The sequence below is a fragment of the Butyrivibrio sp. INlla21 genome (assembly GCF_900116875.1).
Lineage (GTDB): Bacteria > Bacillota > Clostridia > Lachnospirales > Lachnospiraceae > Butyrivibrio.
Genome location: NZ_FPCC01000003.1, coordinates 44,261 through 70,542, shown reverse-complemented (window position 1 = coordinate 70,542; position 26,282 = coordinate 44,261). Strand labels below are relative to the sequence as shown.

Here is a 26,282-nt window from a genome sequence, read left to right as displayed (position 1 = left end):
TTTTAAAGCTGGAAAAGGGACTTGAACCCTCGACCTACTGATTACGAATCAGTTGCGCTACCAACTGCGCTATTCCAGCATGCCCATGCTTTCTTGGCACAAAAATGATTATACATTCAGGATGCCCATTTGACAAGAGAAATTGGAAATATAATTATTCAAATGCAGTCAGTTTGTGATATACTAATATACTGAAATAATATTTTGTATTGCCGGTGCGTTTTAGCGCAAGGTAGAGAGGATTTTCATTATGAAAGATTTAAAAGATTACGTTAGAACCATTCCTAATTTTCCCGAGGAAGGAATCATGTTTAGGGACATAACTTCTGTTTTACAGGATCCCGACGGATTTAAACTTGCTATCGACAAAATGCAGGATATGGTAAAGGATTTGGATTTTGACGTTGTTCTTGGTGCTGAATCCAGAGGCTTTATCTTTAGCGCACCTATAGCATATAACAGAGGTAAGGCGCTTGTTCCTGTTCGTAAGAAGGGTAAGCTCCCTTGCGAGACAATTGAGGTAGAATATGACCTCGAATACGGTAAGGCTGTACTTGAGCTTCACAAGGATGCGATCAAGCCCGGGCAGAAGGTTCTTCTTGTAGACGATCTTATGGCTACAGGCGGAACTATCGAAGCTATGATCAAGCTCGTTGAGAAGCTTGGCGGCGAGGTTGCCGGAGTTCTTGTTCTTATGGAACTTAAGGGCCTTAAAGGAAGAGAAAGAATCAGCAAGTACAGACTTGATGCTGCAATAAGCTACGAAGGGAAGTAATGTAAATGCCGCAGGACTTCGATGACGGAAAAATTGAAGCCATTGAGGAATTTCAGGCGCCTGATAAGCTCTATGAGGGACTTATAGAGAGAGTCAGAAAATATCACCCTTCAGATGATATTTCCCTTATAGAAAAGTCTTACAACACAGCGGCTGAAGCTCACAAGGACCAGTTACGCAAATCGGGTGAACCTTATATTATTCACCCTCTTTGTGTTGCCATAATCCTTGCCGACCTCGAAATGGATAAAGAGACTATAGCAGCGGGCCTTCTTCATGATGTTGTTGAGGATACTATCTACACCAAGGAAGAGGTCGAAGCGGAGTTTGGCGCGGATGTTGCGTTACTTGTAGACGGTGTTACCAAGTTGACGGCTCTGCAGCTTTCAACAGATAACGCCAATAAGACGCAGGAACAGCTTGATATGCAGGCTCAGAACCTTCGTAAGATGTTCCTTGCGATGGCTAAGGATATTAGAGTAATTCTGATCAAACTTGCCGACAGACTTCATAATATGAGGACTCTTGCTCATATGCCTCCGGAGAAGCAGTCAAGGATTGCTCAGGAGACCCTTGATATTTATTCCCCTATTGCGGGAAGACTCGGTATCAGCCGTATCAAGGTTGAGCTTGATGACCTTTCACTTAAATATCTTAAACCCGATGTTTACTATGATCTTGTGGAGAAGGTTTCCGTAAGAAAGAGCGAGAGGGAGAAATACGTTGAGGATATCTGTGCCAATGTCAGAAAGGCTATTGCAGATGCCGGAATTATCGGTGATGTCAACGGAAGAGTTAAGCATTTCTTCAGTATATATAAGAAGATGCGCAATCAGAACAAGACTCTCGATCAGATATACGATCTTTTTGCCATAAGGATCATTGTTGCGACTGTAAAAGACTGTTATGCGGCTCTTGGTGTTATTCACGAGATGTATAAGCCTATTCCCGGAAGGTTCAAGGATTACATCGCCATGCCCAAGCCCAATATGTATCAGTCTCTTCATACGACGCTTATCGGTCAGACGGGACAGCCCTTTGAGATTCAGATCCGTACCTATGATATGCACAGAGCTGCTGAATACGGTATCGCTGCCCACTGGAAATATAAGGAAGCATCCGACGGCAAAAAGGCTGAAAACGGAGAAGAGGAGAAGCTTATCTGGCTTCGTCAGATCTTAGAATGGCAACAGGACATGTCTGACAACCAGGAGTTCATGAATCTTCTTAAGAGTGACCTCAACCTTTTCTCAGAGGATGTTTATTGTTTTACTCCTACAGGAGAAGTCAAAAACCTGCCTGCAGGTTCTACGCCTATTGACTTTGCTTACAGTGTTCACAGTGCTGTCGGCAATAAGATGATAGGTGCCAAAGTTAACGGTAAACTTGTGCCGATCGATTATAAGATCCAGAACGGCGACAGAGTTGAGGTTATCACCAGCCAGAATTCAAGAGGCCCGAGCAGAGACTGGCTTGCCATTGCCAAGGCTACATCAACCAAGAATAAGATCAATCAATGGTTCAGGCATGAACTTAAAGAGGAGAATATTGCCAAGGGCAGAGAGCTCCTTATCGAGTATTGTCGCAGTAAAGGAATAGATCTTTTTGCGATTTCCAAGCCTGAATTCCAGAATATTGTTATAAGAAAATACGGTTTCCATGATTGGAACGCCGTTCTTGCCGCAGTCGGACACGGCGGACTCAAGGAAGGCCAGATCATCAACAAGATGCTTGAGCTCGGAGAGAAAGAGCATAAGCGCAACATTACCGATGAGGAAGTTCTTGCTGCCGTTGCGGAGTCCAATGTTACTCCTCAGGTTTCCGGTTCCGACAATGCCATTATCGTTAAGGGTGTACATGACGTAGCTGTTAGATTTTCCAAGTGCTGTAATCCTGTCCCCGGCGATGAGATATGCGGTTTTGTTACAAGAGGGCGAGGTGTATCGATTCACCGAAAAGACTGTGTCAATGTTATTAAGATGCAGGAAGAAGACAGAACCAGACTTATCGAGGCAAGATGGCAGTCTGATTCCACAACGGGAAGTCAGTATGCCGCTACGATCAAGATATTTGCCAATAACAGAAGCGGTCTTCTTGCCGATATTTCTAGAGCGCTTACCGAGAAAGATATCGATATCATCTCGATGAATACAAGAACGAGTAAGCAGGGCCTTGCCACAATGGAGACTTCGTTCCGTGTAAGCTCCAGAGAGCAGCTCAGAATTATCGTCGATAAGATCAGACAGATTGACAGCGTTATTGACATTGAAAGGACAACAGGCTGATGGCAAAAAGAAAACTTAATGTCGGGTTACTTACACTTGGCATGGTTGCTACCAACTTTTACTTTGTTTTCGATCCCGAGAAGATTGATGAAAACGGGAAAAAGCACGTTATATGCTTTGATCCGGGAGACAGAGGAAAGTATATCTATGATTATCTTTCCGAAAAAGACTTTGTGGTTGACCTTATATTACTTACGCACGGTCATTTCGATCATATCGGCGGAGTTGAGGAACTTAAAGAGCTAACGGGAGCGAAGGTTGGCTGTTATGAAAAAGAAATTGCCATTTGCCAAGATCCCCATCTTAATCTTTCCAATTATTACGGAATGAATTTAGGAATAACTCCGGACGTAACATATAGAGACGGAGATATAATTGAAGCTGCGGATCTTTCGTGCAAGCTTATTGCCACTCCCGGACATACTTCCGGTGGCTGCTGTTATTATTTCGAAGATGCAGACATACTTATAAGCGGAGATACACTTTTTGAGGAATCTGTCGGAAGAACCGATTTTCCTACCAGCTCCACAAGCGAGCTTGTAAGATCTGTTACAGAAAGACTGTTTGTCCTCCCTGATGAAACTTATGTATATCCGGGGCACGGAGAGATGACAACAATCGGTCATGAAAAGGAATATAATCCTTTTTTCTAAAAAAATTTGCAGCTGTAAATGCAGTAACGAAGAGCCTTTGCGGGCTCTTTTTTAATTTATTTAAAAAAAATAATTAAAAAAGATTTGACAAATAGTTACATATGATGTAATATATGATCGTCCGATGATTACAAAATCAGTAAGGACAACGTTAGAGTAAATTGCTTTTGGCAATAACTCAGTTTAACGAATATGCTTATTTAAAATGAAAGGGAGAAATTTTAAAAATGTTTAACAGAAAAAAAGTTAGTGTTCTTTGCAGAACAGTCGCGGCTGTAGCCGCTTCAATATCTATGATGCTCGGATGTGTTGTACCTTCATTTGCACAGGTACCCGGAAACACTCCTGATGAGCAGATTTACAATTTCATGAAGAATGAATGTGGTGTTAAAAATGATGCCGCTATCGCAGGTATTATTGCCGTAATCGAACAGGATTCAGAATTTAATCCTCAGATGGTTGCTTGTGACGGTGACACAGGGGCAGACAGAATCGGTCTTTGCTTATGGACAGGAAATAGACTTAATAATCTTAAGGCTTTCTGTAAGAAGAACAATTATGATTGGCAGAGTTTCGAAGGTCAGTTACGTTTTATTAAATACGAGTGGGAAACTTCATTTAAGAACGTAAACAGAGCAATGCACAATACTCCTATCGATCAGGATTATAACTTCCCTGATTCTGAGGCAGGTGCACAGAGTTTTGGTGATTACCTTGTATGCCAGTATGTTCTGACAGGTTTTGCGGAAAATGATGAAGGAAAGAGAGCAAAGGAGTATTACCCCAGAGTAAAGCAGATTGCACAGGCTTCATCAGCAAATGCAGCTACAACAAATGCATCAACTCAGGCACCCGCTGTAACTAACAGTGCAGCACCCGCTCCTGCAGCTCAGGCAGCACCCGCTCCTGCAGCTCAGGCAGCTTCAGCTCCCGGTCAGTCACAGGAGAGCACAGAGCAGCACATTTACAATTTCCTTGTAAACAATGCAGGAATTAAGAATAAGGCTGCTATTGCAGGTATCATGGCAACTATGGAATTTGATACAGGTTATAACCCCAATGCTGTTAATAATCAGGACGGTGTTGAGAGATATGGTCTTTGCTCATGGTCAGGCGACAGACTTAAGGGATTAAAGGTTTATTGTAAGAAGAATAAGCTTGATTACCAGAGTGTTGACGGCCAGCTCAACTACATGGTATATGAGTGGAATACATATTTTAAGAACATTGACAGAGTAATGCATAACAACGTAAAGGATCAGGATTATAATTTTGCTGACAGCGCAGAAGGTGCAGATCAGTTTGCTACATTCTTTGTACTTCAGTATACAAAATTTTCAAATGTTATCAATAACGAGTTCGCCGGTGACAGAGCGCGTAACGTAACATATCAGAAGGTTGTTAACGGATTCACAGCTAAATAAAAATATCTTTAAAAGAGCCGCTTGCGGCTCTTTTATTGTGGTATAATCTTTTGGATATCAGTAATTCAAAAGGTAATGCAATGATAAAGATTATTATTTCGGAAGATAAATTTGCATATGACATCCATTCTCTTTTTAAGGCTTTTTTTCCTAAAGAAGAGATAAAGGTTATTCCCGGAGACACTAATTTTATAGAAGATTCTGCCGGCGAAGATATTGTTTATAACATTGATGTAAATGTTACCAAGAATGAGCTTAAAAGAAATATATATAAGCTTTTATCTAAAGAAACGGGAAAAGAGCTTCCCTGGGGCAATCTTACCGGTATCAGACCTACAAGGATAGTGATGAATCTTTTGGATGAAGGCATGACCGATGATGAGATTCGCACCTATATGAAAGAGACTTACTTTGTAAGTGATGAGAAGATCGAGCTCAGCCTTCTCATCGCTCACAGGGAAAAAGAGATCCTTAGTGATATAGATTATGAGAACGGCTATAGCCTTTACATCGGAATCCCTTTTTGCCCGACAAGATGTCTTTATTGTTCTTTCACGGCTTACCCGATAGGAGCATATGCGAATATCGTTGATGATTATCTTACTTGCCTTGAAAAAGAAATTGATTATGTTTCGGAGAATTTCAAAGGTAAGACACTTGATACTATCTATATCGGAGGCGGAACACCCACAACACTTGAACCGCATCAGCTCAAGAGACTTTTGTCTTATGTTTACGATAAGCTCGATGTCTCCAAGGTAAAAGAGCTTACGGTGGAATCCGGAAGACCCGACTCCATTACAAGAGAAAAGCTTAAAGTAATGAAAGAGATGGGGGTAACCAGGATATCGGTTAATCCCCAGTCAATGAAGGATGAGACACTTGAACTCATAGGAAGAAGGCACACTGTCAAAGAGCTTGTCGATGCTTTTAACTTGGCAAGGGAAGAGGGCTTTGATAATATCAATATGGATATTATTCTAGGTCTTCCCGGTGAAGATGAAAGAGACGTTGCCTATACCATGAGTGAGATCAAAAAGCTTGATCCCGATGACCTTACGGTGCATTCGCTAGCTATAAAAAGAGGTTCGAAGCTTGCGGAGATCCTAATGGAAAGAAAGGCTGACGCCGAGAAAAAAGGCAATATCCTTCACGGCGAAGAAGATGAAGCTGTTATTATGGCGGGAATGATGAAAGAAGCATCTGAGGGAGCTAAGCAGATGGGGCTTTTACCATATTATCTATATCGCCAGAAGAATATCAGCGGAAACTACGAAAATACCGGCTATGCAAGAAAAGGAAAGGCCGGAATCTATAATATACTTATAAATGAAGAGGTTCAGTCAATAGTTGCGCTCGGTGCGGGCACAGTTACAAAGAGAGTTTACGGCTTCGGCGGACTAATAGAGAGGTGCGATAACGTCAAGGATATTAAGCTTTATATGGAGCAGATTGACGAGATGATAGAAAGAAAGAAAAAATTATTTTCATAAAGGAGACAGCAATGGGTAACATACGCGTGGTTGAAGTTAAGAGAAGCATCTTTGAAGATAACGATCAGGATGCGCAGAAACTTAGAAACGAGCTTAAAGAAAGTAAGACATTTCTTTTGAATCTGATGTCATCACCCGGATCGGGAAAAACAACGACTCTTACAAGAACGATCGAATTATTAAAAGACAAATACAGGATCGGCGTAATGGAAGCCGATATCGATTCAGACGTTGATGCTATCAAGATCGCGGAGACGGGCGTTAAGTCAATTCAGCTTCATACAGGCGGAATGTGTCATCTTGATGCCGATATGACAAGACAGGGCATTAAGGAACTCGGTGTCGAGGATATTGATTTTGCCGTACTTGAAAATGTCGGAAATCTTGTTTGTCCCGCAGAGTTTGACACGGGTAGCACCAAGAATGCCATGATCCTTTCGGTTCCCGAGGGACACGACAAGCCTCTTAAATATCCTTTGATGTTTTCAATCTGTGATGTTGTTCTTATAAATAAGATCGATGTGATGCCATATTTTGATTTTGATCTTGAAAAATGTAAAGAGAACATACATATGAGAAATCCTAAGGCTAAGATCATTCCCATCTGTGCCAAGACAGGCGAAGGCATGGAAGAATGGGCAAAGTGGCTTTCGGAAAACATAGAAGAAAGCATCAGATAAGGGATTGCGGTCACTTTTAATAGCAAGTGTTTTTGTTTATACAATTTTTATAAATTCTGCAAAAAGTCCACTTGACCCCGATGGGGTCTGGTGGCTTTATTTGCATAAAGTGAAAATGGCATCTTGATATTTTTTCTTCTTCGTAGTAAAAATGTTTATGGGTTTATCTGGGAGAAGGATGGATATGATATTCATATAACAGTGGGGTAGATGTATGAATATGGCTTGTTTAGGGGATTTGGTAATCAATATCTACACATTTTCATTGGCAATGATGCTTCTTGTCTTTCAGGAAAATGATAGAAAATCCAAATCAAATTTAAGTTTTACCAGATTGATAGGAATTTTGGCCATACTTGTTATTGCCTCAGCTCTTATTGATGTAGGCACGCTTGTGGGCGGTACGTTTACAGGCTTTTCTAAATTTGCCACATACGTTATATTCGCACTGGATCCCTTCGGATTTCTTTTCGCAATCCATTATATCGATTGTTTCGTTAAGAAAGACGAGCTGACCGACGACCTTAGCGGCTTTTTTATATTGCCCGTTAAGGCGTACGCTATCAGCAATTTCTTTATCATCACCGTTTCGACATTGTTTAGCTTAAATTGGTTCTTTTATTATGATCTTGCAGGCTACCACAGAGGTAATTTCTTTTATATAAGACTTGTTTTCCATGCAATGGCATGTATCTGTATTCTTGCGTATATTATTTATTACAGAAACGCAATTATATCGGTATACAGAACGCCGCTTCTTGCTTTGCCCATTATTGTAGGCGTCGGCATAATCTCGCAATTTATTATTACAGGCATTAATTTTGCTTACGCGGCAACGGTCTTTGCTTTCCTTATTTTGTTTATCTATGTTCAAAGATGCGACGTCAACATGGATTATCTGACGGGCGTGGTTAACAGAAGAGGAATCGACAAGGCTCTTAAAAAAGCGGTTAACGACAGCGTATTTAAGTCTTTTTCCGTTATTATGGTAGATATTGACTACTTTAAGCTTATTAACGACAGATTCGGACACAGATCCGGAGATGAAGTTTTATCCGCTATCGCGAATATATTAAAAGAAACTTTTGATGACGATACTGTTGTCGGAAGATTCGGCGGAGACGAATTCTGCGTTGTAACTCCGATTTCCGATGAAAAGATACTAAAAGAGCGTGTTGATAAGATCAAGGATGCGGTATCCATGATCGAATGGAGCAATAAAGGTGAGATGGATCTTTCCGTAAGTACAGGAATTGCAACTTATAAGCGCAACAGTAAGATGCAGATCAAAGACTTCATAGATCATGCCGACAGAATGATGTATGAGGAGAAAACACGGCATCATCTTGCAGCCGGTCTGTAATGTATAACAACAATCTTAAAATTTTAGGGTTGACGAAAACTCTTAAAATGTTTATTAATAAGAACGTGAGTAAATTTTGTATGAAGGGGTTGTATTTACAGTAATGGCAACTAAGAAACCAGTATCAAAGAAAAATTCACTTCTTATTGTTGAGTCACCGACAAAAGTTAAGGCTATAAAGAAATTCCTCGGCTCGGGATATGAAGTTGCGGCCAGCAACGGACATGTCAGAGATCTTCCGAGGAGTCAGATGGGCGTAGATATCGAGCATGATTTTGAGCCCAAGTATATTACTATCCGCGGTAAAGGAGACGTTCTTGCGGCACTTCGTAAGCAGGTTAAGAAAGCCGACAAAGTGTATCTCGCAACCGACCCGGACCGTGAGGGAGAAGCTATTTCCTGGCATCTTATCTCCGCACTTAAGTTAAAAGAGGGCGAAGCCAAGATCCAGAGAGTCACATTTAATGAGATCACCAAAAATGCGGTAAAAGAAGCTATGAAACACCCAAGAGACATCGATATGAATCTTGTCGATGCTCAGCAGGCAAGGCGTGTCCTTGACAGAATGGTTGGTTACAGCATTTCTCCGCTTTTGTGGTCCAAGATCAAAAGAGGTCTTTCCGCAGGAAGAGTTCAATCTGTTGCTCTTAGAATAATCGCGGACAGAGAAGAAGAGATCGATTCTTTTATTCCCAAGGAATATTGGACACTTGATGTAAAACTTGATATTGCGGGAGAAAAGAAGCCTATCGTTGCGCACTATTACGGCAAGGGCAACGAGAAGAAGGAGATTGAATCCAAAGAAGAGCTTGATGCTATCTGCGCTTCCTTAAAGGGCAAGAGCTATAAGGTTTCCGATATTAAGACGGGAGAGAGAACCAAGAAGGCTCCGCTTCCTTTCACTACATCAACTCTTCAGCAGGAGGCATCCAAGGCTCTTAATTTCTCAACTCAGAAGACTATGAGAGTTGCTCAGCAGCTCTATGAAGGAATTGATCTTGGAAGTGAAGGAACAGTCGGTCTTATCACTTACCTCAGAACCGATTCAACCAGAGTATCTGATGAAGCCGTGGCTGCGGCTAATGATTATATCAAAGAGAACTTCGGAGATAAGTATCTTGCGGACGGATCCGTTTCAAAGAAAAAGGACGTTAAGATCCAGGATGCACACGAAGCGATCAGACCTACTTATGTTGATAAGACACCGGTTAAAGTCAAAGATTTCCTTTCAAGAGACCAGTTCAGACTTTATCAGCTTATCTGGAGACGCTTCATGGCAAGCAGGATGGCTGCTGCCAAGTATGAGACAACTTCAGTTAAGATCGATGCGGGAGAGCATCGCTTTACACTTGCCGCATCCAAGACTGTTTTTGACGGATTTTTAAATGTATATACAGATGATGAGGATCAGATTGAGAAGAATGTAATCAGCTCCAATCTTAATGCCGATTCAAAGCTCTCTTTTGACTCATTTGAATCAGATCAGCACTTTACACAGCCGGCTCCTCATTACACAGAGGCATCACTTGTTCATGACCTTGAGGCACTCGGAATAGGCAGACCTTCTACTTATGCTCCGACGATCTCTACTATCATGGCAAGACATTACATTACCAAGGAAAACAAGAGTCTCTACATAACAGAGCTTGGACAGGCCGTTAATAAGATGATGATGGATGCATTTCCTCAGATTGTCGATGTTAACTTTACTTCCAACATGGAGGCGCTTCTCGACGGAATCGCTGAGGGTGATGTTAAGTGGAAGACTGTTATAAAGAATTTCTATCCCGACCTTGAAGAAGCTGTAAGTGCAGCTGAAAAAGAGATGGAGAAGATACAGGTTCAGGATGAGGTTACTGACGAGATCTGCGAGGTTTGCGGAAGAAATCTTGTTATCAAATACGGCCCTCACGGCAAATTCCTTGCATGTCCCGGATTCCCGGAGTGTAAGAATACCAAGCCTTACTATGAGAAGATTGGTGTTAAATGCCCTAAGTGCGGCAAAGACATTGTAATGAAACGTACAAGAAAAGGTCGTATTTTCTACGGATGCATCGATAATCCCGAGTGTGACTTCATGTCATGGGCTCGTCCTGTCGACAAGAAATGTCCCAAGTGCGGAAGTCTTATGGTCGCAAAGAGCAACAAGCTTGTTTGCAGTAATCAGGATTGCGGATTTATCTGCTCGAAAGACGATGAAAAGAAATAACTGATAATTTGATTGAATTTTTAGAAAACTTTAGCTTTTTTTCATAATTGTAGGCGCTTTGTGGTTTGAAGCGCCTATTTTTTTATGATATGATTACAATAGTGTATATAATAAATTGTCGCTATTTGGACAACAAAAGGAGATATTTTTAATGAGTAGTGTTCAACTTTTGGATAAGACCCGTAAGATTGGTAAACTATTACACAATAGCAATTCCGGGAAGGTCGTATTCAATGATATCTGCAGAGTGTTGTGCGACATTTTGTCTTCTAATATGTTTGTTATCAGTAAAAAAGGCAAGGTTCTCGGAATAGGTGAGAGCGTAGGCGTTGATTCGTTAAGTAAGATGCTTGCCGCAACGGTTGGTGAATTCATCGATCCGATGCTTAACGAAAGACTTCTTACCATTCTATCCACCAAGGAAAATGTAAACCTTGAGACGCTTGGATTTGAAGGGCTGGACAGCTCCAAATTTCAGGCAATAATTACTCCTATCGAGATAGCGGGTGAGAGACTGGGAACTTTGTTTATCTATAAGACCAAGGTTCCGTATGATATTGATGACATTATACTTTGCGAATACGGAACGACGGTAGTCGGACTCGAGATGCTAAGAGCCGTCAACGAAGAGAACGCTGAAGAAAACAGAAAGCTTGCGGTTGTTAAATCGGCGATCAGCACACTTTCTTTTTCCGAGATGCAAGCCATTATTCATATATTTGATGAGCTTGACGGAATGGAGGGCGTTCTTGTAGCAAGTAAGATTGCGGACAGAGTCGGCATAACAAGAAGCGTTATAGTTAATGCACTTAGAAAGTTTGAGAGTGCGGGCGTTATAGAATCAAGATCTTCGGGAATGAAGGGAACATATATCAAAGTCACGAATGATGTTGTCTTCTCCGAAATTAAAAAGCTCAAACAAGAGATGTAATAAGGCTTTTGGCATAATATGCAAATTCATATCAGGATGGAATTTGATGAAAGGATTTATCGTTTTTGATAAATCCTTTTTATATATTTTGTAGTGAGTTTTTAATACAAGCACAAGATAAAGTATATTTTGCTTGTATTTTGAACAAAATAATTCTATTATAAATATAAGTATGATACCAAAACTGTATCTATCATTATGTTCATTTTTGGTATCGAGGAGGGCGAGATATGATTAACAGCAATGTTTTTGATTACATCAACGTCCTTGATAAGGCGGCAGATGCCTCCTGGACAAGGAATGAAGTACTTTCCAACAATATTGCCAATGTTAATACTCCGGGCTATAAGAGGCAGGATCTTAACTTTGAGGCTGAGCTTGAAAGAGCACTCGGTCATTCCAAGTATAAGACCATGGATCAGAAGGTCGGCGATCTTAAGGATAAGCATCTTAAGGCAAGAGTAGTTAATGATTATTCCAATTTCTCATACAGAACCGATGGGAATAATGTCGATATAGATACTGAGAACGTAACTCTGGCTGCCAACCAGCTTAAGTACCAGGGGCTTATGGAAGGGCTTAATGCAGAGTTCAAGAACCTTCAAATGGTAACGAAGTCATCATAACGGAGGGATAGAGTATGAGTATATTTGATTCTTTTAATATCAATTCATCGGGCATGACTGCTGAGAGATTTCGTATGGATATAATCTCTGAGAATATTGCCAATGCAAATACAACAAGAACCAAGAACGGAAGCCCTTATGTAAGAAAAGTGGTTACTTTTGCTGAGAAAGGCTCACAGACTCCGTTCTCAAGAATTCTTAACGAGAGAATGGACCATTATTCGGGACGCGGCGTTAAGGTTACCAAGGTTCAGGATGATACCTGGACTCAGATGAATATTGTTTACGATCCTTCACATCCCGATGCGGATGAGAACGGTTACGTTACATATCCCAATGTAAATACGGTCACAGAGATGACCAACCTCATAGACGCAAGCCGTTCTTATGAGGCCAATGCAACTGCATTTAATGCAAGCAAGAATATCGCAACAAGAGGTCTTGAGCTCGGACAGGGCTGATGATCTCGGAATTATTATGAGTATCTTTTTGGGAGGATATTTATATGGCATCACTTGATATTTCTCAGCTTAGAAACGTATCATCACCTGTTATCAGGAATGCTGAGAAGGCTAACAGCAGAGTATATAACGTTCTCGGTAGCGATCAGAAGGGCAATGAGCAGGCTTTTTCAGTGTTCTTTGATAAGGCTGTGGAGAATATCCATACAACCAATGCTTATTTATCTGACGCAGAGAATGAAGAGATCAAATGGGCACTCGGACAGACGGACAATACCCACGATCTTTCAATTGCTCTTCAGAAAGCGCAGATGGCTCTTCAATATACAACGGCCATCAGAGACAGAGCGCTTGCTGCTTACAGAGAGCTTACTCAGATGCAAATCTGATGTTTTTTAGATTTATTTTTTAGTTTTTTGGGGAGGGAGAATACATGGCTGAAAGACTTAAGGCCTTGTGGCAGAAAATTCTCGACTGGTGGAATCAATTTACTGCAAAACAGAAAACACTCGTTGTTGGGGCGGGTTCTGTTATATTACTGACCATAATTATAACGGTTTCCGTACTTAATCAGCCTCAGTATATTCCTTTGGCTACCGCCAATTCTACGAAAGAAGCTTCAGAGATAAAAGAGCTTCTTGATTCTAACTCTATTAACTACAAGATTTCCGATGACGGATTGGAATTCAAAGTACTTAAAAAAGATCAGGCCAATGCCAATCTGTTGCTTGGAGCCAATGATATTCAATCATACGCTTACAGTATCGATAATGTCACAAGCGGCAGTTTTTCAACAACGGAATCAGACAAACAAAAGAAATATGTGCTTTACTTGGAGAGTAGGCTGGAATCCGACTTTATCCAAAAGTTCAGCGCAATAAAAAGTGCCAACGTCAATCTCCATATTCCGGATAATGACGGAACACTTATCGGTAATAAGGAACAGTCAAGCGCCAGCATATTATTGGAACTTGCAGAGGGCGCCGAATTTTCGGAAGATAATGCGGCTTTCCTTGCAAAGGCCGTTGCCAAGGCTATAGGTAATGACAATACTCAGAATATTGTTATTCTTGATACTAACGGAAACATGCTCTTTTCCGGAGACGAGGACACAACCACTTCCGGAATGGCAAGCACACAGCTGTCTGTTAAAGCCAAGGCTGAGCAGATAGTTAAAAATGAAGTGAAGAAAGTATTACTTGGAACCAAGCAGTATGATGATATAGAGGTTGCAAGTAATCTTGTCATGGATTTTTCTCATGAAGAGACTGTAGATCATACTTATACACCCGCTGAAGATCAGACGCAGGGTGTGCTTAGTCATGAGGATATTTATACTGCGGAGAACGTAAACGGTATCAGCGGAATTCCGGGAACGGATACCAATGCCGATGATGAGACCACATACGTAACTCAGGACAATAACAATTCAAGTTCGAATATCAACGAGGAATCAAGGGATTATCTTCCCAACGAGAAGATAACCACAAGGACCAATCAGCCGGGTGCTATAAAGTACTCGGATTCATCAATATCTGTTACTGCGATCAACTACATTGTCATGAAAGAAGAGGATTATGATCCTGCTGAGAATGAAAACATGACATGGAATGAGTTTAAGATCGCAAACAAGGAGCCTATTCCGACCGAGGTTCCCGAGGATATGATAAATGTTGTTTCCAAGGCAACGGGTATCAGCCCCGAGAATGTTGCGATGACGGCCAATAATGAGTATGTATTCTTTGACAGAACAGGATCGAGGATGACTCTTACAGATATCCTTCAGATACTGATGATACTCATTATTCTCGGACTTTTGGCATTCATTATCGTCAGAAGTATGTGGATGCAGAAAAAGACAGAGGAAGAGCCCGAACCCGAACCGCTTTCGGTTGAATCACTTCTCGAGTCACAGCCTGAGGAAGTTCTTGAAGATATCGAGATTGATACGGGATCTGAGACTAAGAGACTTATCGATAAGTTTGTTGATGAGAATCCCGAAGCCGTTGCGACACTTCTTCGCAACTGGCTCAATGAGGATTTTGGTTGATATATTTAATTTTGAGCATCTAAGTATTTTAACTTAATAATATATACAAATAAAAGTTTCAAGAGGGTAGAATTATGGACGCTGGGATGAGAGGAACCAATCCGCTTACCGCGGATTTTACCGGCACACAAAAAGCGGCAATACTTCTTATAGCTTTAGGACCTGAGAAGTCATCCGCCATATTCAAACATCTCAAGGAAGAGGAAATTGAGGAGCTTACTCTTGAGATTGCCAACACAAGGAGCGTAACATCGCAGATCAAGGAGGCAATTCTTGAAGAGTTTTACGGTGTCTGTCTTGCGCAACAGTATATTGCGGAAGGTGGTATCAATTACGCCAAAGAGCTTCTTGAAAAAGCCCTCGGTGAAGATAAGGCTCTCGATGTTATCAGTAAGCTTACCGCTTCACTTCAGGTTAAGCCCTTCGAGTTTATCAGAAAGACCGAGCCGTCTCAGATACTTACCTTTATTCAGGACGAGCATCCGCAGACCATCGCTCTTATTTTGTCATACATGTCACCTGCACATTCATCGCTCATTCTTTCGGCTCTTCCGCCTGACAGACAGGCAGATGTTGCCAAGAGAATTGCGACCATGGACAGAACAAGTCCGGATACCATAAAGGAAGTGGAAAAAGTGTTGGAATCCAAGCTGTCTTCTTTGGTAAATCAGGATTATACGATTATCGGCGGCGTAGATGCTGTTGTAGAGATCTTGAACACAGTAGATCGTGCAACGGAGAAGCATATCATGGAGACTCTCGAGATCGAAGAGCCCGAGCTTGCCGACGAGATCAGAAAGAAAATGTTCGTATTCGAGGACGTTCTCCTTCTGGACGACCGTTCTATTCAGAGAGTGCTGCGTGAAGTTGAGAACAGTGACCTTGCTCTTGCATGTAAGGGTGCTACCGAGCAGGTTCAGAATGCTATCTTTAACAACCTGTCCAAACGTCTTGCTGCAATGATCAGAGAGGATATGGATTTTATGGGTCCTGTTCGTATGAAGGATGTTGAAGAAGCACAGCAGAAGATTGTTAACGTTATCAGAAAGCTTGAAGATTCCGGCGAGATCGTAATCTCCAGAGGCGGAGGTGATGAGCTAGTTGTCTAATCTTTTTAAGGCCGGTTATGTAAGCTTTGGTCAAGGTGAAGCCCGCATAATTGACAATAACGAACTTGCCAACAAAAAAATAGAAGAATATCAGGAGCAGGAAATTAAACGCCAAAGAGCTCAGATGGCAACGGAAGAGGGCTTTGAGGAGGAAGGTGCTCCTGAGGAATTCACACCCGGAATAGATATGAACCAGCTTACTCAGCTCACGGAAGATCAGGGCATGCTTGGTTCTTTTCCTGACCCTCAATTTGACATGGAAGCAATGCAGGCTGAGATCGATCTTAAGCTCCAGCAGGCGCAGGAGCAGGCTGATATGATCATAGAAAATGCCAATGCACAGGCTGAAAATATCAGAAATCAGGCTATTGAAGAGGGACGAACAGAAGGCTTTAACGCCGGTTATAATGAGGGCGTTGCCGAAGCGGAAGCCATTAAACAGGAGGCTGAAGCGCACAAACAGGAGCTTGATAAAGAGTATCAGCAGCTCGTAGATGAGATAGAACCCGAGATGGTTGATGTTCTTACACAGATATATGAGCACGTATTTGATATCGACCTTAGAGAAGATAAGGGTATTATCTTACATCTTTTGAAGAGTACTCTCGGTCGAATTGAGCCCGGAAATGACCTTATCGTTCATGTTTCATCCGATGACTATGACGAGATAATGGATCATAAGGAAACTCTGGATGCGTGCATAACTTCACCGAATACCACGATGGAGATCATTGAAGATCCGCTTCTTAAAGAGAACGAGTGCATGATCGAGTCTGACAGTGGGGTATTCGACTGCAGTCTCGGCGTAGAGCTTAAAGAGATTTCAAGGAAGCTGAAGCTTCTTTCTTTTGACAGAAAAAAGAGATAGTAAATTTGAAGAAAAAAGAAGGAACTGCCTATGCTTACATCGTCTATTGATTTTTCAAAATATAAAAAGATGCAGACCGCGCCTTTTTATCGCATGAGAGGCAAGGTCGTCAATGTTATCGGCCTTACCATTGAATCTGCGGGTCCCGATGCTAAGCTTGGTGACATCTGTCTTATTTATCCTAAGAAAAAAGACAATGAGTCTGCGACTGAACATGTCGAAAGACCTGCAATGGCTGAGGTTGTCGGGTTTAAAGACAATCATGTTCAGCTTATGCCTTATGAAAATACCAGCGGAATCGGTAACGGAAGTATTGTTGAGAATACCGATTCGCCGCTTCGCGTTAATGTTGGAGAGGGACTTCTGGGAAAGACTCTCGACGGACTCGGAAGGATTGACGGAACGAGCTTTGGAAAAGGTACTATGCTCGAAGGCGGAGTTGCCTATTCTGTTGAAAATCAGCCGCCGGATCCAATGACAAGAGACCCGATATCGGATGTGCTTTCTCTCGGTGTTAAGGCCGTTGACGGACTGCTTACAGTCGGAAAAGGCCAGCGTATCGGAATATTTGCAGGTTCCGGTGTCGGAAAGAGTACACTCCTTGGCATGTTTGCAAGAAATACTCAGGCCGATATCAATGTTATCGCACTTATCGGAGAGCGTGGAAGGGAAGTTCGAGAGTTTATCGAACGAGACCTTGGCGAAGAAGGTATGAAGAGATCCATCGTTGTTTGTGCAACCAGCGATAAACCTGCGCTTGAGAGACTTAAAGCTGCCAAGACGGCTACTTCTATAGCCGAATATTTCAGAGATAAGGGTAAAGATGTTCTTCTTATGATGGATTCGCTTACCCGTTTTTCCATGGCACAGAGAGAAATAGGACTTGCCAGCGGAGAACCTCCTGTTTCGAGAGGATATCCGCCCAGTGTTTACGCAGAGATGCCCAAGCTCCTTGAAAGAGCCGGCAGATCAAGAAAAGGATCCATAACAGGTCTTTATACCGTTCTTGTAGACGGTGATGACATGAATGAACCCATTACCGATACCGCCAGAGGTATTTTGGACGGACATATCGTTCTTAACAGAAAGCTTGCGCAAAAGAATCACTATCCTGCGATAGATGTTCTTGCGAGTATTTCCAGATGTATGTCGGCAATAGCCGATCCCGAGCATAAAAAAGCCGCGGGAAAGCTTAAAAACGTTCTTGCCACATACAATGACGCCGAGGATCTTATCAATATCGGCGCTTATAGAGCAGGTGCCAATAAGAATATCGATTATGCCGTATCCAAGATAGAACGTGTTAATGAGTTTCTTATGCAGGAAACGGATGAGAAATTCTCTTTTGAACAGATCAGAGATATGCTTTTAAACATTTTTGCCGATTGATTTTTATATGTGGTAGTGTATGGCGAGATTTGTCTATAGAATGCAAAGTGTCCTAAATATCAAGCAAAAGACCGAAGGGCAGATAAAAATGGAATTTGCCGCTGCCCAGGCCGAGCTTAACAGGCAGTATGATATTTTGGATGAATATATAAACAGAAAAGAGAATTATCTTATCGAAGCCGAGAAGCTTCGAAATGAAGAGACTCTTCCGCTTCAGGATATTCTCGACAATCAGTATGCGACTGCGCAGATGGACGTTATGATCGCTTCGCAGTACAAGATTGTTCAGGAACATGAGGCGGAAGTGGAAAAGGTTCGTGTCAGGCTCACAAGGGCCATCCAGGAAAGAAAGATGCAGGAAACCTTGAGGGAAAGAGCCTACGCTGAATATCTTGAAGAAGAAAAACAGGAAGAAGCCAAGGAAAACGACCAGAGAAGCAGTTTTACTTACGGACAGAGACAACAGGAGAATAACTGATCATGGCAGATACCAATTTAACAATGCCGCCGTTTGACGATCCCAAGGCGGCAAAAGCCAAGCTTAAGGCTGATAAAAAAGAATACAGAAAACAGCTTCGCGAACAGAGAAAAGAACAGAGGGTAAAAGAAAAAGAGTTTGCCGACAGAGCAGCCGATCTTAGCGGGGATGACGCCGGCGGACTTGCCACTTTGGTCATCACTTTTCTAATTGTTCTTATTTGGCTTGCCATTATGTGCCTTTTGATCAAACTGAACGTTGGTAATTTCGGTTCCGATATTTTGGCTCCGATCATTAAAGATGTTCCTTATCTTAATCTTATCCTTCCGGATGAAGTATTGGATAAGGATGACGACGTTGCGGTAGTATCACTTCCGGATAGTGCCAATGTTGACATTTCCGTAGAAGATGCCGATTCTATCACAACTCCGGAACAGGCCAATGCTTATATTAAGAGGCTTGAGAAGGCTCTTCAGGATGAAATGGAGCAAAACAGCGCGTATGCTTCCGAAATAGACAGGCTTAAAACCGAAGTGGCAAGGCTTGAACCTTTTGAACAACAGCAAAAAGCATTTTATGAACAGCGTAAACAGTTTTACGAGGAAATGGTTAACGGTGAGAACGCACCGTCTACAGAAACATATACACAGTGGTATGAGACTATAAATCCCGAGGATGCCGAGCGAATTTATAAAGAGATTAAAGAAGGCGACCTCGATGAAGCTGCCATTAAGGCATTCGCCACAACATATTCGGGCATGAAGGCTAAACAGGCTGCCAAGATCTTTGATGAGATGGTAGCAGAGAATCAGATTCAGCTTGTAGCTCGTATTTTGGCGCAGATGAGCGTTGAGAACAGAGGAGACATCCTTGCTCAGATGGAAAAGCCGAATGCAGCCAAACTTACACAGCTTCTTGAGCCCGGTGCACTTGAGAAAAAATCAACACAGGTTACGGGATAAAATATCTAAAAAAGTTTGATTTTTCTCTAAAGTTTGGATTAAATACTCCGATATACAAACTGAAAGTGTATAACTATGTTTATGCACAAAAGTTAATATCGGAAGGAGGACATTTAATGAGCAGTGCAGCAAACGCAGTTAACAGCGTAATGCCGATCATGGCACAGAGCACTGCAGCCGCAAATGTTTCCGCTTTATCCGAACTTAGACAGACTGCATCCAAGGCAGGCGCAAGCTTTGATAACATCTTGGGAAAGGTTTCCGAGACTGTTATGAACACCAAAGCAAACGACAACGGAAATAACCTTGGTAAGATGCAGCAGGATACAAAGGATGTATCCGCTCAGTCTAAAGAAAACAATTCTTTCCTTGAGCAGACCAAGACGGTCTCCGGTGAGAATGAAAACAAACTTAGCGATGACACAAACGTAACAGAGGAAACAGCACAGATCGTTAAGGATGCGGATAACGGAGCACAAGGCAAGGAGGCTTTAAAAGAGCTGCAGGAAGCTATCAATGAAGAAGGCAATAAGCTTATCTCCGAGATAGCACAAAAGCTTGAAATGTCTGAAGAAGATATCATAAACGCTATGCAGGTGCTTGGACTTACAGCAGCGGATCTGCTTATTCCAAACAATTTACAGCAAGTCGTTTTGGCATCAACTTCTAATGACACAGCCCTTGATCTTATCACAGACTCAGACCTATATGCATCATTGCAGGACCTCATAGAGGATGCGGATAGTATGGGAAGCGAACTTATGAATGAGTTCGACTTAACTGAGGAAGAATTTCAAGAGGCTATAGGCATTACTCATGAGGAATTTTCTGAAAAACTTAAGGGTGAAGGCAAAAAGGATCCCGAAGCTTTGACAGTTCCCGTCATGGAAGATGAACCTGAAGAAAACAATGAAGTTTTAATTAGGAACAAGACAAAAGAAACTGTTAAAGTGACTTACGAAGAAGATGTGGATCATGACTTTAAACCCATCGAAATTTCCCATGAAACAGACCAAAATAATAACAGCAGCCTGAATAAGCAGGCAAATCCGGAGACTTTCTTCAATAACTTTATTAAGAACGTCACGGACACGATAACAAACGAATTTGATGTAATGAACACGGAAGTGTTTGAGCAGAGAGCTCAGATGGAAAACGTGATCAGACAGATTACAGAGAAGATCACAGTAACCGCCAAGGAAGACGTTACATCAATGGAACTTTCACTTCATCCCGCAAGTCTTGGTAACGTAAGTGTACATCTTACAAGCACCAAGGACGGAATCGTAGCTAAGTTTGCAGCTCAGAACGAGATCGTAAAGGAAGCGGTCGAGAGTCAGCTGGTAATGCTTCAGCAAAAGTTTGAAGAGAAAGGCATCAAAGTTACAAGCGTAGAAGTTACGATAGCAAGCCACGGATTTGAGCAGAACCTCGACGGAGGCAATCAGAAGGAAGCTCAGGGAGAGGATCCCAAGAATAAAAAGAGCCTTCGCAGGATCAACCTTTCGGAGATAAAGGATATCGACGAAAGCCTCGAGGAAGAAGAAAAGCTTCAAGCTCAGATGATGGCAATGAACGGAAATACCGTAGATTTCAGTGCATAAGCAACAGCTTATAGAAAGAGGGTATTATGGCAGATAACAATATTAATCCTGTAAGCGCCGTTATCAAGGATGGTAAGATCGAAAATCTCGATACAAAAAAAGCGTCAAAGGATATGAACACAGCTGCAGGCTACGACAAAGATTCTTTTCTTAAGATCCTTGTAGCTCAGATGAAATATCAGGATCCCATGGAGCCTACATCCAATACCGAGTATATTTCACAGTATGCGACATTTACTCAGGTTGAGCAGCTTTCTAATATGGCTAATGCCATGAGCATGTCCAGAGCATCTGAAATGGTTGGTAAGACCGTTACCATTAAGCAGGTAAATGCAGAAACAGGTAAGACATCCGAGATACAGGGTGTTGTCGATATGGTTACCTACAGCGGAAACAAGGCATACCTTACAATCAACGGCAACAATTACAGTATCGACGATGTTACCGAGGTACTTAACAGCGATTATGTTAAGCAGACACAGATCGTTGAAGATCTTCAGAAGAACATTGACGGGCTTCCCAGAACTCTCGATCTTATCAGCCTTGGTGAGCACGGTGAGAAGATCCTTACAATGTATGATTATTACAATAATCTCGATGATAAGACCAAGAACCTCATCGATAAGGATTATGTAACCGCGCTTACTCAGTATAAGAAGAGAGTTGATGAGCTCAACGATGCTCTCGGTGAGTTTGAAAAAGCAATCGAGAATCTTCCCAAGAATGAAGAAGATGTCACACTCGAAGATCACGGCGAAAAGGTTGATGAGCTTTACAAGTACTATATGGCACTTGATTCTGCTACCAAGCAGGTTGTTGAAGAAGATTACAAGACAGCACTTCAGCAATATGTCGATAAGATCGACGAACTTAGAGGCGACACACACAGGGTTGTTTCAAAACAGTAACCGATAAAATTAGCGGAGGAATAAATCATGATGATGGATAATCGTCAGTTCTTATCCATTGGGCAGGTGCAAGACCAGTATTTAACCGGTAACTTGCCCAAGGATGATAAGAATAAACAAAATATTCCCGCAGGTGAAAATTCTTTTGCATCTGTTCTAAATAAAGTTAAGGAATCTGCCGATAAAAGTTATAGTACGGAGGACCTTAAGTTTTCTAAGCATGCCGTGAACAGACTTAACGACAGAAACATCGAGCTTTCCAAGGAGCAGATGCAGAGACTTAACCAGGGCAAGATAGAAGCCGGAGAAAAAGGCATCAAAGAATCACTTATTCTGGTTGATGAGCTTGCGTTTATAGTAAATGTTCCGAATAACACGGTAGTGACAGCAATGGATCAGACCGAAAACAAGAACAACGTATTTACAAACATAGACGGTGCAGTGATAGTATAATGGATTGGACCGAAGCGGTAATGAGCCCGAAGTGCCTTGCCGTCAGGAAATCTAAGCTTCCCGACCGACAGAAGGAAGCATCTTAAAAAATCACAAAGCATCCGTCCAAAATCCAATTTAATAACCTTTTTATTTATTTATGATGGAGGACTTTGCCTTATGATGAGATCTTTGTATTCCGGTGTAGCAGGACTTAAGACCCACCAGACAAAAATGGACGTTATTGGTAACAATATCGCCAACGTTAACACAACATCTTTCAAATCTCAGTCAATCACATTCTCTGATCTTATGTATCAGACAACACAGACAGCTTCAGGCGCAACTGAGACTAAGGGTGGTGTAAACGCTCGCCAGATCGGTCTTGGTGCTAAATCCGGAGCGATCAACACAGCAATTACAGCGCAGGGCGCAACTCAGACAACAAATAACCCCTTTGATATCATGATCACAGGAGAGTCATTCTTTGTTGTTAATAACGGAACTCAGAACCTTTACACAAGAGACGGTTCTTTTTACGTAGACGGAGCAGGTAACCTTGCAATGCAGTCTAACGGATATCTTGTTCAGGGATGGGCAGCAAAAGAGGATCGTGAGACAGGTGAGATCACAATCAACAAGGGAACTCTCACTGGCCTTCAGATCATGAGTGCTGCTAACTACACATATGCACCTGCTTCTACAACAGCCGGACTTGTAAGCGGAAATATCGATGCAAGAGATAAGAACGTTCAGTCTGACGATGGAAAGACAATCACTCTTGAGTTTTATGATAACAAGGGCTACCTCTACACAGGTAAGTTCGTACTTAAGGATACAAAGCCTGAGGACGAGCACATGTACGCCCTTACACTTACAGATATTATTGACTCTAACGGAAAGTCAATTAACGAAAACGAGAATATGTATGATCTTATGAGCCAGATTACTTTCGGTAACACAGAAGCTTCTTCAAGATCATCAAAGCCCAGCAAGACTGAGCCCAATTACAGCATCGTTGCAGGAACGGATTCTGCACACGTTGTTATAAATAAAGCAGACGGTGATGTTAAGTTTGATAACGTTCCCGCTACTGGAAACCTTAAAAATCTTATGTCAGCTGAATCTGCAGGAAATTCACCTTATGCAAACCTTTTATCAAACGCATACGGTTTATCTGATGATGCAGTAAAGGCACAGCTCGGAGATGCTTGGGAGACAGCTCAGTACACAATCGATTCAAGCGGAGAGCTTACAATCAGAAGTGAAGTCTCTGATTTCCCGAGCCCTGATTCATCCGATTCTTATGTAGGCTTTAACACAACCAAGTTTGCCAATATTGATTTCAGAACTCCCAATGAGACTGTTAAGTATTACACACAGATTGACGGAAATGTGGCTTATAAGGTTCCTACAGCAGTTCCACCTGAGGCAAAAGAGCTTACTGCAGACCTTCTTTCAGATGTTTTTGGTATAAATCAGACTTACGGTGATGAATACAGATATGAGATGACTGCAGGTGGAAAATTAAACATCTACAAGAAGACAACCAATATTAATGCTTCAGCTGATAATACAATTACTCCTGAGGCGAAGGCGCAGATGGAGTTCTTCAAAGATGCAAATGGTAATTCATTAATTGATGCAATTGATGGATATACAGGAACAGGCGTACTTAAGTATACATATACCGATGGTAAGCTTACTTTAAAACTGACAGTGAATCAGCCAACAACAATTACTGAGACAATTCAAACTGATGTATCAGCTAATGGCCAGGGAGCTTCAGATTTATGGTCTCAGCTTGGTATTTCAGATTGGGCAACAGCTGCTTCATATGACCAGATTGCTGCTTGGCTTACTACTGCTGACACGACTGATCCCGCATTGGCAGATGCTATCGCATCAGCAAATGCAATAATGACTGCTATTAGTGCCAACTCACAGTTACAAGGAAAAGATACATCAACATTTATGATCACATTAGCTAATGTAACCGGAACAAATGGATTTAATGTTGATTATGATGAATATAATGATGTTACAACTGATTATCCCTCTGCAGGAGTATCTTATGAGAATAAGGCTGCTGTAAGTGCATCACCTATTACAACAGCATTTACAACAAAGACTCCCGCATATGTATATACAAGCGTAGATACATACGGAAAATCATACTTCGTTCCGGAGGATAAGCTTGAGAAAACAGTAACTAAGGATACAGCTTCAGATAACATGAATGCTGACTTTATCAGCAACGTATTTGGAATTGACGTATCTACTCTTACTGACGGAACAGAGTATACATTATCAATCGATAAGAAGACAGGCGGAATCAAGATATCTCATTATCAGAACGGAACACCCAATCCTCTTGTAGGAGAGTACTCAGGACAGGGAATGTTCGAGTCAACAGGCGACGGAAAGTTCAGATATAAGACAAGCAAGGCCTATGTAGATGTTCCTACAACAGGAAATATCGCAGACCTTCTTGAGAAAGCAAGTTCAACTGATGATGCTGCAGGAAGGTACGCAGGTGTGCTTAGCAAAGTATATGGAATCACAGATGACATGGCAAGAGCTTACGGTACAGACGGAACGTATACAATTGACAATACACCCGGTTCTGCAACATATGGTCAGATCACACTTACAACAGGTAAGCACACAGTTCAGCTTAAGTTTAACGCTGATGACGGATCAATCCTTTCAGCCGACAACGACAAGAATGCCAAGATCAACATGACATTCGGACAGGGTTATCCCGGACTTGAGGCTTTCGGTTTCCAGGCATCACCTAACAACGCAGCTGAGCAGGAGAGAGCATATACAATCTCCTTTGACTTTACAACACTTACAAACTACAACACTAACGGATCATCAACAATCACAGCTACAAAGGGTGATCTTTCATCACTTAACACAGGACGTGCCGTTGGTGAGATGAACGGTGTATCTGTAGGAACAGACGGACGTATCTTCGCTAACTATTCAAACGGTCAGACTAAGCTTCTCGGACAGATCGCATCTGCAGAGTTTGCCAATGCATCAGGTCTTTCCAAGGAAGGTGATAACCTCTATGCTTCTACTCTTAACTCAGGAGAAGCAACAATCCAGGATATCACAACAGACGGTGGCTACATGAATACCGGCGTACTCGAGATGTCAAACGTAGATCTTTCACAGCAGTTTACAGAAATGATCACTACACAGCGTGGATTCCAGGCTAACAGCCGTATCATTACTGTATCTGACACACTTCTTGAGGAGCTTACAAACCTTAAGAGATAATAGTTAAAAATCATAGGCAAAGTTATAGAAACCCTACTTTTCTGTCGGAAGTAGGGTTTCTTTTTGAATTAATGCTGTACTATACCAAAAAATGTGTTACAATAAATAAAATACCACAATATGTAGTACTATGTCTTTTTATAAGTAACCGTTAATTAGTTACGAAATAGCATAGATACACAATAAAATTTCATAAATCGAGTGCGAAAATGAAATTTTTATTCAAAACACGTTCACATATAAACGCAAATACGAGATTTTGAAGGCGAAAAGTGGTAAAATATTAGTATC

The 26,282-nt window shown here is 41.7% G+C and carries 22 protein-coding genes and 1 tRNA gene; 22 read left to right on the top strand and 1 reads right to left on the bottom strand.

Annotated elements, in window-relative coordinates; genetic code table 11:
* Positions 1 to 6 precede the first annotated feature (6 nt).
* Positions 7 to 79, bottom strand: a tRNA-Thr gene (locus BM377_RS01910).
* Between the two features lie 171 nt (positions 80 to 250).
* Between BM377_RS01910 and BM377_RS01905 the strand changes: the two genes are divergently transcribed.
* From BM377_RS01905 to BM377_RS16480, 22 genes are all read left to right on the top strand, one after another.
* Positions 251 to 775, top strand: a complete 525-nt coding sequence (locus BM377_RS01905; protein WP_092242844.1) for an adenine phosphoribosyltransferase — start codon at positions 251 to 253, stop codon at positions 773 to 775.
* Positions 776 to 780: 5 nt separating this feature from the next.
* Entirely contained in the window at positions 781 to 3,060 is a 2,280-nt protein-coding gene (locus BM377_RS01900) for a RelA/SpoT family protein (RefSeq protein WP_092242841.1), read from the top strand.
* A complete protein-coding gene (locus BM377_RS01895; RefSeq protein WP_092242838.1) occupies positions 3,060 to 3,713 on the top strand; it encodes an MBL fold metallo-hydrolase in 654 nt (217 codons plus the stop codon). Before BM377_RS01900 ends, BM377_RS01895 begins: the two co-directional genes overlap by 1 nt.
* A gap of 227 nt (positions 3,714 to 3,940) precedes the next feature.
* On the top strand, positions 3,941 to 5,137 hold the full coding sequence (locus BM377_RS16250) for a phage tail tip lysozyme (RefSeq protein WP_092242835.1): 1,197 nt from the start codon (positions 3,941 to 3,943) through the stop codon (positions 5,135 to 5,137).
* An 80-nt stretch (positions 5,138 to 5,217) separates the two neighbouring features.
* On the top strand, positions 5,218 to 6,630 hold the full coding sequence (gene hemZ, locus BM377_RS01885; protein WP_092242832.1) for a coproporphyrinogen dehydrogenase HemZ: 1,413 nt from the start codon (positions 5,218 to 5,220) through the stop codon (positions 6,628 to 6,630).
* Between the two features lie 11 nt (positions 6,631 to 6,641).
* Positions 6,642 to 7,310, top strand: coding sequence for a hydrogenase nickel incorporation protein HypB (hypB, locus tag BM377_RS01880; RefSeq protein WP_092242828.1), 669 nt, complete (start codon positions 6,642 to 6,644; stop codon positions 7,308 to 7,310).
* Positions 7,311 to 7,524: 214 nt separating this feature from the next.
* Positions 7,525 to 8,673 (top strand): GGDEF domain-containing protein, encoded by a 1,149-nt coding sequence (locus BM377_RS01875; protein ID WP_092242827.1) that lies wholly within the window; start codon positions 7,525 to 7,527, stop codon positions 8,671 to 8,673.
* A 103-nt stretch (positions 8,674 to 8,776) separates the two neighbouring features.
* The gene (gene topA, locus BM377_RS01870) at positions 8,777 to 10,882 is read left to right on the top strand and encodes a type I DNA topoisomerase (protein WP_092242826.1); all 2,106 of its coding nucleotides are present in this window, start codon (positions 8,777 to 8,779) and stop codon (positions 10,880 to 10,882) included.
* Positions 10,883 to 11,033: 151 nt separating this feature from the next.
* Complete coding sequence (codY, locus tag BM377_RS01865; RefSeq protein ID WP_092242823.1) at positions 11,034 to 11,813, top strand: GTP-sensing pleiotropic transcriptional regulator CodY; 780 nt, start codon at positions 11,034 to 11,036, stop codon at positions 11,811 to 11,813.
* 230 nt (positions 11,814 to 12,043) lie between these two features.
* Positions 12,044 to 12,439, top strand: a complete 396-nt coding sequence (flgB, locus tag BM377_RS01860) for a flagellar basal body rod protein FlgB (protein WP_092242821.1) — start codon at positions 12,044 to 12,046, stop codon at positions 12,437 to 12,439.
* Between the two features lie 14 nt (positions 12,440 to 12,453).
* Positions 12,454 to 12,900 carry a flagellar basal body rod protein FlgC gene (gene flgC, locus BM377_RS01855; protein WP_092242819.1) on the top strand — a complete coding sequence of 149 codons (447 nt, stop codon included), beginning with the start codon at positions 12,454 to 12,456 and terminating at the stop codon, positions 12,898 to 12,900.
* A gap of 44 nt (positions 12,901 to 12,944) precedes the next feature.
* A complete protein-coding gene (locus BM377_RS01850; RefSeq protein WP_092242815.1) occupies positions 12,945 to 13,289 on the top strand; it encodes a flagellar hook-basal body complex protein FliE in 345 nt (114 codons plus the stop codon).
* A gap of 44 nt (positions 13,290 to 13,333) precedes the next feature.
* The gene (gene fliF / locus BM377_RS01845; protein WP_092242812.1) at positions 13,334 to 14,950 is read left to right on the top strand and encodes a flagellar basal-body MS-ring/collar protein FliF; all 1,617 of its coding nucleotides are present in this window, start codon (positions 13,334 to 13,336) and stop codon (positions 14,948 to 14,950) included.
* Between the two features lie 74 nt (positions 14,951 to 15,024).
* Positions 15,025 to 16,059 (top strand): flagellar motor switch protein FliG, encoded by a 1,035-nt coding sequence (fliG, locus tag BM377_RS01840; protein ID WP_242948067.1) that lies wholly within the window; start codon positions 15,025 to 15,027, stop codon positions 16,057 to 16,059.
* Entirely contained in the window at positions 16,052 to 16,927 is an 876-nt protein-coding gene (locus tag BM377_RS01835) for a FliH/SctL family protein (protein ID WP_092242808.1), read from the top strand. The genes fliG and BM377_RS01835 overlap by 8 nt, the downstream gene beginning before the upstream one ends.
* 30 nt (positions 16,928 to 16,957) lie before the next feature.
* On the top strand, positions 16,958 to 18,316 hold the full coding sequence (fliI, locus tag BM377_RS01830; RefSeq protein WP_330392925.1) for a flagellar protein export ATPase FliI: 1,359 nt from the start codon (positions 16,958 to 16,960) through the stop codon (positions 18,314 to 18,316).
* A 19-nt stretch (positions 18,317 to 18,335) separates the two neighbouring features.
* Positions 18,336 to 18,794, top strand: coding sequence for a flagellar export protein FliJ (fliJ, locus tag BM377_RS01825; protein ID WP_092242805.1), 459 nt, complete (start codon positions 18,336 to 18,338; stop codon positions 18,792 to 18,794).
* A 2-nt stretch (positions 18,795 to 18,796) separates the two neighbouring features.
* Complete coding sequence (locus tag BM377_RS01820) at positions 18,797 to 19,756, top strand: MotE family protein (RefSeq protein ID WP_092242802.1); 960 nt, start codon at positions 18,797 to 18,799, stop codon at positions 19,754 to 19,756.
* 116 nt (positions 19,757 to 19,872) lie between these two features.
* Complete coding sequence (locus BM377_RS01815) at positions 19,873 to 21,360, top strand: flagellar hook-length control protein FliK (RefSeq protein ID WP_092242799.1); 1,488 nt, start codon at positions 19,873 to 19,875, stop codon at positions 21,358 to 21,360.
* Between the two features lie 26 nt (positions 21,361 to 21,386).
* A complete protein-coding gene (locus BM377_RS01810; protein WP_092242796.1) occupies positions 21,387 to 22,268 on the top strand; it encodes a flagellar hook capping FlgD N-terminal domain-containing protein in 882 nt (293 codons plus the stop codon).
* A gap of 27 nt (positions 22,269 to 22,295) precedes the next feature.
* On the top strand, positions 22,296 to 22,721 hold the full coding sequence (locus tag BM377_RS01805; RefSeq protein ID WP_092242792.1) for a TIGR02530 family flagellar biosynthesis protein: 426 nt from the start codon (positions 22,296 to 22,298) through the stop codon (positions 22,719 to 22,721).
* Between the two features lie 159 nt (positions 22,722 to 22,880).
* The gene (locus tag BM377_RS16480) at positions 22,881 to 25,991 is read left to right on the top strand and encodes a flagellar hook-basal body complex protein (RefSeq protein WP_242948066.1); all 3,111 of its coding nucleotides are present in this window, start codon (positions 22,881 to 22,883) and stop codon (positions 25,989 to 25,991) included.
* Positions 25,992 to 26,282: the final 291 nt, after the last annotated feature.

Coding starts and splice junctions, on each gene's coding strand:
- BM377_RS01905 (WP_092242844.1), top strand. CDS start 251: ATGAAAGATTTAAAAGATTACGTTAGAACCATTCCTAATTTTCCCGAG.
- BM377_RS01900 (WP_092242841.1), top strand. CDS start 781: ATGCCGCAGGACTTCGATGACGGAAAAATTGAAGCCATTGAGGAATTT.
- BM377_RS01895 (WP_092242838.1), top strand. CDS start 3,060: ATGGCAAAAAGAAAACTTAATGTCGGGTTACTTACACTTGGCATGGTT.
- BM377_RS16250 (WP_092242835.1), top strand. CDS start 3,941: ATGTTTAACAGAAAAAAAGTTAGTGTTCTTTGCAGAACAGTCGCGGCT.
- hemZ (WP_092242832.1), top strand. CDS start 5,218: ATGATAAAGATTATTATTTCGGAAGATAAATTTGCATATGACATCCAT.
- hypB (WP_092242828.1), top strand. CDS start 6,642: ATGGGTAACATACGCGTGGTTGAAGTTAAGAGAAGCATCTTTGAAGAT.
- BM377_RS01875 (WP_092242827.1), top strand. CDS start 7,525: ATGAATATGGCTTGTTTAGGGGATTTGGTAATCAATATCTACACATTT.
- topA (WP_092242826.1), top strand. CDS start 8,777: ATGGCAACTAAGAAACCAGTATCAAAGAAAAATTCACTTCTTATTGTT.
- codY (WP_092242823.1), top strand. CDS start 11,034: ATGAGTAGTGTTCAACTTTTGGATAAGACCCGTAAGATTGGTAAACTA.
- flgB (WP_092242821.1), top strand. CDS start 12,044: ATGATTAACAGCAATGTTTTTGATTACATCAACGTCCTTGATAAGGCG.
- flgC (WP_092242819.1), top strand. CDS start 12,454: ATGAGTATATTTGATTCTTTTAATATCAATTCATCGGGCATGACTGCT.
- BM377_RS01850 (WP_092242815.1), top strand. CDS start 12,945: ATGGCATCACTTGATATTTCTCAGCTTAGAAACGTATCATCACCTGTT.
- fliF (WP_092242812.1), top strand. CDS start 13,334: ATGGCTGAAAGACTTAAGGCCTTGTGGCAGAAAATTCTCGACTGGTGG.
- fliG (WP_242948067.1), top strand. CDS start 15,025: ATGGACGCTGGGATGAGAGGAACCAATCCGCTTACCGCGGATTTTACC.
- fliI (WP_330392925.1), top strand. CDS start 16,958: ATGCTTACATCGTCTATTGATTTTTCAAAATATAAAAAGATGCAGACC.
- fliJ (WP_092242805.1), top strand. CDS start 18,336: ATGGCGAGATTTGTCTATAGAATGCAAAGTGTCCTAAATATCAAGCAA.
- BM377_RS01820 (WP_092242802.1), top strand. CDS start 18,797: ATGGCAGATACCAATTTAACAATGCCGCCGTTTGACGATCCCAAGGCG.
- BM377_RS01815 (WP_092242799.1), top strand. CDS start 19,873: ATGAGCAGTGCAGCAAACGCAGTTAACAGCGTAATGCCGATCATGGCA.
- BM377_RS01810 (WP_092242796.1), top strand. CDS start 21,387: ATGGCAGATAACAATATTAATCCTGTAAGCGCCGTTATCAAGGATGGT.
- BM377_RS01805 (WP_092242792.1), top strand. CDS start 22,296: ATGATGATGGATAATCGTCAGTTCTTATCCATTGGGCAGGTGCAAGAC.
- BM377_RS16480 (WP_242948066.1), top strand. CDS start 22,881: ATGATGAGATCTTTGTATTCCGGTGTAGCAGGACTTAAGACCCACCAG.